At 52.1% G+C, this 11,969-nt stretch carries 11 protein-coding genes; 6 read left to right on the forward strand and 5 right to left on the reverse strand.

Translation table 11 applies throughout. From position 1 onward, the window contains the following. Positions 1-23: 23 nt before the first annotated feature. Entirely contained in the window at positions 24-1,133 is a 1,110-nt protein-coding gene (locus VH86_RS01570; protein ID WP_045831671.1) for a YcbX family protein, read from the forward strand. A gap of 4 nt (positions 1,134-1,137) precedes the next feature. Here the strand turns inward: VH86_RS01570 and VH86_RS01575 are convergent, their stop codons facing one another. From VH86_RS01575 to VH86_RS01595, 5 genes are all read right to left on the reverse strand, one after another. Beyond that, a complete protein-coding gene (locus tag VH86_RS01575; RefSeq protein WP_038647771.1) occupies positions 1,138-1,680 on the reverse strand; it encodes a cell division protein ZapC in 543 nt (180 codons plus the stop codon). 271 nt (positions 1,681-1,951) lie between these two features. Beyond that, entirely contained in the window at positions 1,952-2,962 is a 1,011-nt protein-coding gene (pyrD, locus tag VH86_RS01580) for a quinone-dependent dihydroorotate dehydrogenase (RefSeq protein WP_038647772.1), read from the reverse strand. A 117-nt stretch (positions 2,963-3,079) separates the two neighbouring features. After that, positions 3,080-4,081: a glycosyltransferase family 2 protein gene (locus VH86_RS01585; protein ID WP_038647774.1), complete on the reverse strand. Its 1,002-nt coding sequence runs from the start codon at positions 4,079-4,081 to the stop codon at positions 3,080-3,082. Then, a complete protein-coding gene (locus VH86_RS01590) occupies positions 4,078-5,604 on the reverse strand; it encodes a lipopolysaccharide biosynthesis protein (protein WP_045831672.1) in 1,527 nt (508 codons plus the stop codon). The genes VH86_RS01585 and VH86_RS01590 overlap by 4 nt, the downstream gene beginning before the upstream one ends. 314 nt (positions 5,605-5,918) lie before the next feature. Next, complete coding sequence (locus tag VH86_RS01595; protein WP_045816256.1) at positions 5,919-6,899, reverse strand: glycosyltransferase family 2 protein; 981 nt, start codon at positions 6,897-6,899, stop codon at positions 5,919-5,921. A 778-nt stretch (positions 6,900-7,677) separates the two neighbouring features. Between VH86_RS01595 and ssuE the strand changes: the two genes are divergently transcribed. The 5 genes from ssuE to ssuB are packed head-to-tail and all read left to right on the forward strand — an operon-like array spanning position 7,678 to position 11,943. Then, positions 7,678-8,229, forward strand: a complete 552-nt coding sequence (ssuE, locus tag VH86_RS01600; protein ID WP_045816257.1) for an NADPH-dependent FMN reductase — start codon at positions 7,678-7,680, stop codon at positions 8,227-8,229. 10 nt (positions 8,230-8,239) lie between these two features. Beyond that, entirely contained in the window at positions 8,240-9,199 is a 960-nt protein-coding gene (locus VH86_RS01605) for a sulfonate ABC transporter substrate-binding protein (protein ID WP_156150543.1), read from the forward strand. Positions 9,200-9,210: 11 nt separating this feature from the next. Continuing rightward, entirely contained in the window at positions 9,211-10,356 is a 1,146-nt protein-coding gene (gene ssuD, locus VH86_RS01610; RefSeq protein ID WP_045831673.1) for an FMNH2-dependent alkanesulfonate monooxygenase, read from the forward strand. 10 nt (positions 10,357-10,366) lie between these two features. After that, positions 10,367-11,155, forward strand: coding sequence for an aliphatic sulfonate ABC transporter permease SsuC (gene ssuC / locus VH86_RS01615; protein ID WP_034820490.1), 789 nt, complete (start codon positions 10,367-10,369; stop codon positions 11,153-11,155). Next, positions 11,152-11,943, forward strand: a complete 792-nt coding sequence (ssuB, locus tag VH86_RS01620) for an aliphatic sulfonates ABC transporter ATP-binding protein (RefSeq protein ID WP_038647784.1) — start codon at positions 11,152-11,154, stop codon at positions 11,941-11,943. The genes ssuC and ssuB overlap by 4 nt, the downstream gene beginning before the upstream one ends. Positions 11,944-11,969 lie beyond the last annotated feature (26 nt).

The following is an 11,969-nucleotide window of genomic DNA, read 5'->3' on the forward strand; positions in this document are numbered from 1 at the left end:
CTTTTTGTCCTGTTGGAGTCTCGATGATTACGCTTTCTCGCCTCTATATCCATCCGGTCAAATCCATGCGCGGTTTGCAACTGTCTCATGCACAGGTGCTGGAGAGTGGTCTGGCGTTTGATCGCATCTTCATGGTGACCGAACTGGACGGCACCTTTATCACTGCGCGACAGTATCCGGACATGGTGCGTTTTACCCCCGCGCTGTTGCCTGATGGCTTATTTTTAAATGCCCCAGATGGCAGCCAGGCGCTAATTCGCTTTAGCGATTTCACGGCGCAGTTGTCACCCACTGAAGTGTGGGGGAATCATTTCACCTCGCATATTGCGCCCGCTGAAATTAATGATTGGCTGAGCAAATTCTTCCCGCGTCCCGTGCAATTGCGCTGGACCGGTGTTGCTCCCACGCGGCGGGTGAAAAAATTTGATGAGGTATCGCTGAGTTTCGCGGATGGTTTTCCCTTCCTGCTGGTGAATATGTCGTCACTGCAGGATCTGCAGCAGCGTTGCCCGGCCAGCGTTCGCGTTGAGCAATTCCGCCCTAACCTGGTGGTCAGCGGCGCAGCGGCATGGGATGAAGACAGCTGGAAGCAGATTAAAATCGGCGAGATTGTTTTTGATATGCCCAAGCCTTGCAGCCGCTGTGTATTCACCACCGTTGGCACCGAAAGCGGACGCAAACATCCCGAAGGTGAACCCCTGGCCACGTTACAACGTTTCCGCAGCGGTCAGGACGGTAGCGGAGATATCGATTTCGGTCTGAATCTGATCGCCCGTAACAGCGGGGTGATCCGCGTTGGCGATGAGCTCACGGTTTTGGCTCGTCAGACACCGCGAGCTTACGGCGCGGGCGCGGTGGTGGAAACCCTCATACCGGTTACCAGCCAACTGGCAGAAGTGATCATTGGCTATCAGGGCAGTGAATTTACCGGCGACAACCAGCAAGTGCTACTGGAACAACTGGAGATGCAGGGCTTTCGCATTCCCTACTCGTGTCGTGCCGGGATATGCGGTAGCTGTAAGATGACGCTGGTATCGGGCGAAGTGAAGGCGCTGAAACAGAGCGCAGTGCGCACAGACGGCACGATTCTCAGTTGTAGCTGTATTCCAGCAGGCGATATTGTTCTGGCTTAAACGCTTAAACCGCCCGCGCAAAGTGGGCGTTTTGTTCCTGCTGATGCGGTCGCAAACGATCGTTCATGATCTTAATCGCATCGCCTAACTGCATACCTTTACCGGCTACCGATAATGTATTTTGCGCCAGCAGGCACAGCGCCGCATTTTCGCCACTTTCGACCACCAGCAATTGCGCCTGTTCGCCGCTATCGGCCAGCGTCACGGCCACCATATCGCCTGATGCGGGTTGCCAGCTCTGAGCATGGCTGGTGAAATGCCAGCTTTTTGGCATGAGCGGTTTTAAAAAACGACTCGCGACTAATGCGTTTAACACTAATTCAGCGCGCTGGTCGCCTTTTAATCCACTCTGTCGGCAACGCTCTTCAAACGTAAAATACAGTGCAGCGTCATCGACACAAAAACCACTGACATTAAAGGCATCCGGTGTCAGCATTTTACGCGAGAAGCGCGAACGAAATAGCATGCCATCAGCCAAATCCAGCATCATACGATCGTGTTCTGCGTCAAAATACCAACGCCAGTTATCATCAGGTTTAAACTTCATGATATGCCCTGTAGTTATCGCTGCGCTATCCCCGTCATACTTCACTCTGCAATTGCGTTGGCAGCGTGTGCTCACTCCCGTCACCTACTTAAGTAAGCTCCAGGGGATTCACCCACTTGCCGCCTTACGACAAAGCGAATTATTTAGGGGGCCGAACGCTAGATTTAAAAATATCAGCCTAAGGAAAAGCTGAAAAAAACATCAGCAGGACAAAATATAAACGAGCCGAAGGGATAAATAAACCCCCCGGCGCGGGAAAGTGGGAAATGTCTTAGAGATGGGTCACGATATCTTTAATTAAACCTGGGCCTTTATAAATAAAGCCAGAGTATATCTGCACCAATGTGGCCCCTGCGGCCATTTTTTCACGAGCGGAAACCAGTGAATCAATACCACCGACGCCAATAATAGGTAAGCGCCCCTGCAACTCTTGCGACAAGCGGCGAATCACTTCAGTACTGCGTGACTGCACCGGACGGCCACTTAATCCCCCCATCTCATCGGCATATTTAAGTCCAGCAACTAAAGCACGATCAAGCGTGGTATTCGTGGCAATGACACCGTCAATTTCATGGCGCACCAAACTGTCGGCAACCTGGATCAATTCTTCTTCAGAAAGATCCGGCGCGATCTTCACCGCGACCGGCACATATTTAAGGTGCCGTTCCTGCAGCTCTTTTTGTTTTAATTTGATCGCCGAAAGCAGATCGTCCAGCGCTTCGCCATATTGCAGCGTGCGTAATCCAGGTGTGTTTGGCGATGAAATATTGATGGCAATATAACCGGCATGGGCATACACCTTTTCCATACAGATCAGATAATCGTCTTTGCCTTGCTCCACTGGCGTATCTTTATTTTTGCCAATATTGATACCGAGGATGCCTTTGAAGCGTGCTTTTTTAACGTTCTCGACTAAGTGATCGACGCCGTGATTATTAAAGCCCATGCGATTAATAATCCCTTCCGCTTCCACCAGACGGAACATGCGCGGCTTATCATTGCCAGGCTGTGGACGTGGCGTCACCGTCCCGACTTCCACGAAGCCGAAACCCATCGCACCAAAGGCATCAATGCACTCTGCGTTTTTATCGAGGCCTGCAGCAAGCCCCAGCGCGTTAGGGAAAGTCAATCCCATGCAGGTCACCGGGCGTGACGGCAGCGACTGGCGAATCAGTCCTTCCAGCGGCGTTCCGCTGATAAAACGTAATTGTTGAAAGGTGAGTTCGTGCGCACGCTCTGGATCGAGCTTAAACAGCGCCGGCCGGACGATAGGATATAACATGCACTCTCCTGAATGGCGGAAGCGAAGAAGTCGGGTGCACGGAAATTTGTGCGCCAGAATGGTAAAGGCCTCTGGCGCAAAAGTAAATTTAATCAGGTGATGCGGAGTTGATCGAAATCAGCGCTTACCGGTATAACGCGCCAGCAGGCTGCGACTCGCTTTCAGGCCGTTGTAGAGCGTGGGATAGTACCACTGCAGTTTCATGCGTTTACTTTCGCCCGTCACTTTGCGTATGAGTTGGTCAATGGTGACATGCCACTCCTGCGGGACATTAATGTCATTTTTACGCATCTCGATCAAACACCCGTACATCACGGGTTCGTAATAACGATCAAGTAACCACTCATCCGCAGCCAATCCCCACGCCTGCATGAAGCGCTCGCTGTTACCTCGCGCAATAAAGTAGTTTTCCACCCATGAAAACGTCGCTTTTCGTTGTGAGAGCGAGGTCACCATAAATCGCTTGTAGTAATAGCTTTCGTGAGAGAACACCACTTCTTGTGCCTGCATGTACAGCGCGAACATAAAAGGAGCGTCTTCATGGTTTTGAATTGGCAAAAACGTCACACCTACGCGTTCGATAAGATGGCGAGAAACGATGCTGCTCCATAACACGCGGTGCGCTGACTGATGAGTCATCATGTGGCGCAGCGTTGTGCTGCCCCCCGGGAAAGCCCCCTGCATCTTCCGCTGATGAAACGGCTGATACTGACGCTGGCCGAGCGGTAAATCAGTAAACATTTTGGCGCCAAAGCAGAATAATTCCATTTCTGGATGCTGCGCTTTGGCCCGTTGAAAATCAGCAAACAGCGTTATACCGACGAAGTCATCTGCATCCATAAAGTAGATGAAGTCACCCGTGGCGATCTCCAGTCCGCGCGTACGAGCAGCACTCACGCCGCCGCGCTGAGATTGTAATAATGTCATTTGCGGATAGCGTTTAGCCAGCTGCTGGAGTAGCTCCACGCTGTTATCGGTGGATCCGTCATCAATGACAATAATCTGGTCGGGCGGCGAAGATTGCCCCACTAGCGAATCAATGGCTTCTTCCAGCCAGGGGGCACAGTTCCAGTTAGGAATGATCACCGTGATGGTCGTTTTCGTACGCTGATCGCTCATTCTCTCTCCTCAACATTAAAGCCCTTATTGAACGGCAGATGCAGACGTTTAATCACCAGACTGTGTAGCAGACAACACACGCCCAAATTCACCATGCCAAACAATCCAAGCCACAGCAGATTAAGCCAGCGATTTTGATCCCAACTGATCGGCAACAGCGAGCAGAGCCATGCCATCACGCCAGCCACCACCCACACCAACATTACGTCACGCGTCAACCACGTAAAATGGATGCCTGGCGCGAAACGGCGATGCACCAACCACGCCCAACCGAAGAGATAGAAGACATTTTGCCCTAACCACAGCCAGCCCGTGCCATGGGCACCGAAATGGAGAGCGGCAAAGATGTTGAGTGGCACCAGCACAATGGCGAAACAGGAGAAACCTTTAACGTGAAGCTTGAGGTTGCCGTTGATGTATTGCAGGTGATAAAGCAAACCGCAGATGGCCTGCACTCCGCTGCCCAGCGCATACAAACTGAGCACGAATGACATCTCATTCACCACTTGCTGGTTCTGTGTCCATGCCCACAGCAGCGGCGCGGAGAAACAGGCAATCGTAATACTGAGCGGGGCCATGAAGATCGCGACCGCTTGGGTGGTATAGCGATACAGCACGAGCGACTGGTCATCACCCTCTTTTTTGGTTTTCATCCCGGTCATGCGCGGCACGATGGCCTGCATAATCGGGCTGCTCAGCAAAATAATGCCAGTTGCGGCCGTGGCCACCACGGTAAAGGAGCCGTATTCACTCAGCGGCAATGTTTTTGACAGCACCAGACGGTCGATCTGGGAAATAAATGTCCAGACTGCACTGGCGTAAGCCGCGCTGAGGGCAAAGCGAATAAAAGGCTTCAATACTTCTTTAAGATTTTCATGCTTCTGCCTGCGCGCCGAGGCCGGCACCAGTTGGAAGCATTTGTAAATCAGGCACACCGCTTCGGCAATCGAGACCAACAGTTGCCAGATAAAGAAACTCAATACTGGATTAGAGAACAGCTGGATAACCAGTACGGCGCCAAAGGTGCGCAGTGTGACGATCACCAGATTGACGCCATTCAGCCAAACCTGATGTTCAAAGCCGACAATAACGCTGCGATAAGGGCTGGTCCGCCAGCGAATGGCCGCGGTAATCACCATAATTGCTACTGCGATAACCACATCCGAGGACGGCAAATGCTGGGCGTCCAGCCAGTGATGGGCAATCCACGGCGTTGCCACCCAACCGATGACCACCAGCACCACAGTTGAAATCAGGAAGAATTTCGACAGCGCAGCAAATAACGAGGGGAACCAGATAAACTCAGTTTGATTAGCGCGATAGCGGGCCGCTTCACGCATCAAAGTGGTGGATACCCCGGCATCCAGCAATTGCAACCAGGTTAACAGAATCGAAAAGAATCCGACTAAACCATACGCTTCCATCCCCAAATGATGAATATAAAGCGGTACTACCAGAATACCCGACAGTGTCAGGTAAATCTGACCAACATAGTTGGCGATGGCGTTTCGTTTAATTGACATAAGTATCGAGGCGTCTGGGAAAATTCGCTAAAAATAGAGCCTGACACAGAACAGCATAACTGCCTACCGGACTTATTCTTAATTTCAGCACTGTTGCTAAAATGCGTTTTTCCCACATTAGGTAAGACCGATTAATGAATTCCATACAGGAATAAATATGTATCCTGCCCTTCTCGCATGCGACAAAAGAAAGGATGACAATTTCATGAATGCCTCATCATCGGTAACATTTTTATCGCTGCCGAAGCGAATTATTACATTTCACTTACTACTGTTGCCCCAGAATTATTTAAACTCAGTGGAATAAACAGGAATCATGCTGCTCGTTTTAACTCTCTTCCGACTTTAAAATTCTGCAACAGGATAAACATATGCGGACGCTGAATAAGCAACCACTCTTTGATATTGGCTGGCTCAAATTGCCCACCTAAAAATCGAATGGCATTAATCACATATTCCGGCACGGCTGTACCATTGTACAACGAAAGATAAATCATCAAGCGGAAAGAGTGCATTAAATAGGCTTTCTCAATTTCCTTTTTTAATGGCGAGTCCTTTAAAGCCATTTTCAGGGTGCTGTAGGCCTGCATAAAGGCATTGTACCGTTGCTGGAAGTACTCCTGACTCTTACGGCTGTTAGTCAGTGACCCGTTGCGCACGCGTTGGTGGTAATACACTTTCTGACTTACCCACGCATGATTTGAGAGAACGAAAGCCGAAAGGGTGAATTGGTGATCCTCATGAATCCGGTCACGAAAGCGCAAACCATGCTGCTGCACCAGACTTTTTTTCACTGCATAATTCCATGCAGCAGACGTGTAACTGCCGTTGCGCAGCAGGCGCGAGAACACCTGTGAGGACGGCTGTTTCCCGAACATCTCATGCCGCACTTTAGGACGTGTAACCTGGCGTTGGTGATCCTCAAACATCTGCGAATTGAAGCAGAACAGTTCGGTCTCGGGATGCGCCTGATACACCTGCTGCAGTTCAGCCACCAAGCCATCTGCAACAATATCATCCGGATCGCAGAAAAACAGGAACTCCCCTTGGGCTGCCGCCATTCCTGTATCACGCGCCTGTCCAGCGCCGCCATTTGTCGTGGTGATGATTTTCACTTGCGGCAAATGCGCGTAATGCCGCTCGACCAACGCCAGCGTGCCATCGGTAGATCCATCATTAACAATAATAATCTCATTGGGCGAATCAATTTGCTTAAGCAATGCGTCAACACATTCGATAATATAATTCTCTACGTTATAGGTAGGAATAATAATAGATAACAGGATTTTAGACATAAACCTTTCCCGAAAACGGTTGAAAGAAATGAAATGCCACTGGCAAGAAGTGCCTGTGTAAAAGCATTGCGCTAAAAGGTTAAACGCAATGTAAACGGCCAGATTGTTATTTCGGGATCAGTTAAGCAGATAGGATTTTAGTTTCACAGGGCCAAAAATTAATTAAGAGATTTAAACCATTAGCAATACATCAATCCTGCTAACTCCTTTATGAAATAATGCATACCTCACATTAATGCCTTTAACTTTTGTCGCATCTGATGAGGGAAAGTTACACATTTTATGTGCGAATAGATGTCAGGGAATACTTATCTATAAAATATAAACAGATAGATAACCCCCTCCCGCAACGCCTGATAAGTTAAATGAAAAGTAAACAGACCTTAGCGCTCAATTGATTTATCTCATTTTTTTTCACTTTTTCAACTGTGCGACTTCACTTCATTATTTTCACTTGTCCATCAGTCCAGGTTTTTCGAAACGTAACTGTCGTTACAGATATCCGCACAGAAAATAATCTTTCTCATGCAACGATGAGTTGTCGTTTCATTCATTGTTAGTAATCATTCCCAATGGTAGTAAAGTGACCTTTTAGGACTATTCGCAATTCGTCAGCGCTAACTCTGCCACCTCTATTTTACTCTGATGAACCCTTTTGCATTTTCCGCCTTTTGATTGCCAGATAAATCATTTAAGCCCATCTCCTCGCTCTGCCAGTATTGAACACATCAGTTCTCAATATCAGATAATCAATAACTTTAAGTTATAAGGAGTGACCATGCGGGTTATTACGCTGGCGGGCAGCCCTCGCTTCCCATCGCGCTCTACTGCACTGCTCAGCCTGTGCCAGCACGCGTTGGAAGCACGCGGTGTTGAAGTCATTCCCTGGAATATTCACAACTTCCAGGCAGACGATCTGCTCTATGCACGCTTTGACTCCCCAGCCCTCAACGCGTTGAAAGCCGACCTGGCGCTGGCAGACGGACTGATTGTTGCCACCCCCATTTATAAAGCGTCATTTTCGGGTGCGCTGAAAACCCTGCTTGATTTGCTGCCAGAACGCGCCCTGGAACACAAAGTGGTGTTGCCATTGGCTAGCGGCGGCAGTGCATCCCATTTGCTGGCCGTGGATTACGCGCTCAAGCCGGTATTGAATGCCCTAAAAGCCCAGGAAGTGCTGCATGGCGTGTTTGCCACCGACACGCAAATAGTGAATTACGACCGTCAGCCAGAGCTGGATCCACAGCTGGCCGATCGCATCGACGACGCGCTGGATACATTCTGGCATGCACTGCATCGTCGCCATCAACCTTATGCACAAGCGGTATAAAGGAAGAATCATGAAAAGGATGTTTACAGCTTTACTGCTACCGGCCTTTGCCGCGCTGATTGCGCTGAGTGCCAATGCTAATGCCGCTGCGGCCCCGGCGCAGCTGCGTGTGGGATATCAAAAGGGATCGGTGAGCATGGTGTTAGCAAAATCTCACCAGATGCTTGAACAGCGTTTCCCCCACACTCAGATCAAATGGATTGAATTTCCAGCAGGACCGCAAATGCTGGAGGCGCTGAATGTCGACAGCATTGATTTAGGTAGCACCGGTGATATTCCGCCGCTATTTGCACAGGCAGCAGGCGCGGATCTACTTTATGTCGGTTCCGAGCCACCGAAACCTCAGGCTGAAGTGATTCTGGTGCCCAAAGACAGCCCGATTCAGAGTGTTGCCGATTTGAAAGGCCATAAAGTGGCCTTTCAGAAGGGCTCCAGTTCACACAACTTATTGTTGCGTGCGCTGGAGCAGGCCGGCCTGAGTTTTAAAGATATCCAGCCCACCTATCTGACCCCTGCCGATGCGCGAGCCGCTTTTCAGCAGGGCGACGTTGATGCCTGGGCAATCTGGGATCCCTACTACTCTGCCGCCTTACTGCAAGGCAACGTGCGCGTGCTGGCTGATGGCAGCAAGCTCAACCAGACCGGTTCCTTCTATTTAGCCACACGCAAATATGCCGAAGCCAACGGTCCATTTGTCCAGCAAGTGCTGCAAACCTTTAGTGATGCCGACGCGCTGACCCGCAGCCAACGCGGCCAAAGCATCGACCTGCTGGCACAGGCGATGGGCTTACCCAAGCCGGTGATTGCCAGCTATCTCGACCATCGTCCACCCACCACGATTACGCCGGTCAGCGCACATACTGCGCAGGCCCAACAGCAAACGGCCGACCTGTTTTATGCCAATCATCTGATGCCGGTAAAAGTGAACATCACTGACCGCATCTGGCATCCACAGTCCGCCCAGCCATAAGGAATTGAATCATGAGCATATCCGTATTCTGGTTTCTCCCGACCCACGGTGATGGGCACTATCTTGGCACCGCTGAAGGTTCGCGTCCTGTCGATCACGGTTATCTGCAGCAGATTGCTCAGGCCGCCGATCGCCTTGGCTTTGGCGGCGTGCTGATCCCCACCGGCCGCTCCTGCGAAGATGCCTGGCTGGTGGCCGCGTCACTGATTCCAGTGACGCAACGTTTGCGCTTCCTTGTGGCGCTGCGCCCGGGCGTGATCTCACCAACGCAGGCAGCGCGCCAGGCCGCGACGCTTGACCGTCTGTCCAACGGGCGCGCGCTGTTTAACCTGGTCACTGGCGGCGATCCTGAAGAGCTGGCGGGTGACGGCGTGTTCCTCGATCATCGCGAGCGTTATGAAGAATCCGCGGAATTCACCCGCGTATGGCGTCGCGTTTCAGAGGGCGAAACCGTGGATTACGAGGGTAAACACGTCAAAGTGCGCGGTGCACGCCTGATGTTCAAACCGGTACAACAGCCACGTCCACCGCTGTGGTTTGGCGGTTCATCCGATGCCGCGCAGGATCTCGCCGCTGAGCAGGTCGATGTTTATCTCACCTGGGGCGAGCCCCCGGCATTAGTCAAAGAGAAAATTGATCAAGTGCGTGCCAAAGCGGCTGCGCAGGGCCGTCAAGTCCGCTTCGGCATTCGTCTGCACGTCATCGTGCGCGAAAGCAATCAAGAGGCCTGGCAGGCAGCGGATCGCCTGATTGCTCATCTCGACGATGCCACCATTGCCAAAGCGCAGGCGGCCTTTGCCCGTACCGATTCTGTCGGACAGCAGCGCATGGCTGCGCTGCACGGTGGCCGTCGTGACAAACTGGAGATCAGCCCGAACCTGTGGGCAGGCGTAGGTTTGGTGCGTGGCGGTGCCGGTACTGCGCTGGTGGGCGATGGCCCAACCGTGGCTGCACGTATGCAGGAGTACAGCGACCTCGGGATCGAGACCTTTATTCTCTCTGGCTATCCGCATCTTGAGGAAGCCTATCGTGTCGGTGAGCTGCTGTTCCCACACCTTGATTTGGCTATCCCTGAAGTGCCGAAACCTCGAGTGGTGCAAGCGCACGGTGAAGCGGTTGCCAACGATTTCACCCCACAGAAAGTGTCTCAGAGCTAAGGAGTTCAGGATGGCAAAGTTTCAAAAACAGCTGAGTAATGCCCTGCTGCCCTGGGCCTTACCGGTGCTGCTGGTTGCGGTGTGGCAGCTCGCCTCTCAAGTGGGCTGGCTTTCAACACGTATTCTGCCATCACCGGAAAACATCATTATTACGTTCTGGAAGCTGACGGTGAGTGGTGAATTGTGGCAAAACCTCGCCATCAGTGGCTGGCGTGCGGCGATTGGCTTTGCCATTGGCGGCTCGATCGGCTTGGTGCTTGGCTTGATCACCGGCACCTCACGCGTGGGTGAACGTTTGCTGGATACCTCAGTGCAGATGCTGCGCAACGTGCCGCATTTGGCATTGATCCCGCTGGTGATTCTGTGGTTTGGCATCGATGAGTCAGCCAAGATTTTTCTGGTAGCGCTTGGCACCTTATTCCCGATTTACCTCAACACTTATCACGGTATCCGTAATATCGATCGCGGTCTGGTGGAGATGGCGCGCAGTTATGGTCTTTCTGGCTGGAGTCTGTTTATTCAGGTGATTCTGCCGGGTGCGCTGCCCTCGATCATGGTCGGCGTGCGCTTTGCGCTGGGCCTGATGTGGCTGACGCTGATCGTGGCTGAAACTATCTCGGCCAACTCTGGCATTGGCTATTTGGCGATGAATGCACGTGAGTTTCTGCAAACCGATGTGGTGGTGGTCGCCATCATTCTCTATGCGCTGCTCGGCAAACTGGCCGATGTCGCCGCTCAACTGCTGGAGCGCGTATGGCTGCGCTGGCATCCGGCTTATCAATTGAAGGAGAACGCATGAGCAACGCAACGTTAAGCCCGTCGCGTCTGAACAGCGGCACCCCGGTTGGCGTTAACGGCGTCAGCAAGCAATATGGTGATCGCACCATCCTCAACAACATCAATCTGCATATTCCTGCGGGCCAGTTTGTCGCAGTAGTGGGTCGCAGCGGATGCGGTAAAAGTACCCTGCTGCGCCTGCTGGCGGGACTGGAATCCACTTCGCGCGGTGAACTGCTGGCAGGGACTGCGCCGTTGGCGCAAGCACGCGAAGACACGCGCCTCATGTTCCAGGATGCGCGTCTGCTGCCGTGGAAAAAAGTTATCGATAATGTAGGTCTGGGTTTGAAGGGGCGTGAATGGCGGGCTGCCGCGCTGGAAGCACTGGAGGCGGTAGGTTTAGCCGATCGCGCTAACGAGTGGCCAGCGGCGCTATCGGGTGGGCAAAAGCAGCGTGTGGCGCTGGCTCGCGCGTTGATTCATCGACCGGGTTTGTTGCTGCTGGATGAACCCCTGGGTGCGCTGGATGCACTGACGCGTATTGAGATGCAGGGATTGATTGAATCGTTATGGCAACAACATAACTTCACGGTGTTGCTGGTCACCCATGATGTCAGTGAAGCAGTGGCGATGGCCGATCGCGTATTGCTGATTGAAGAGGGGCAGATTGGGCTGGATTTAACCGTGGACCTCGCGCGACCACGTCGACGTGGATCGGCGCGACTGGCGGAACTGGAAGCAGAAGTGTTGGATCGTGTGATGAAGCGCAGTCCGGCAGAGCAGCCGCTGAAATTCGCCCAGCAGCGTTAGTCGGATTCGAAGTCGAAGTCGAAGTC

The organism is Pantoea sp. BL1 (assembly GCF_000963985.1).
Taxonomy (GTDB): Bacteria; Pseudomonadota; Gammaproteobacteria; order Enterobacterales; family Enterobacteriaceae; genus Pantoea; species Pantoea rwandensis_B.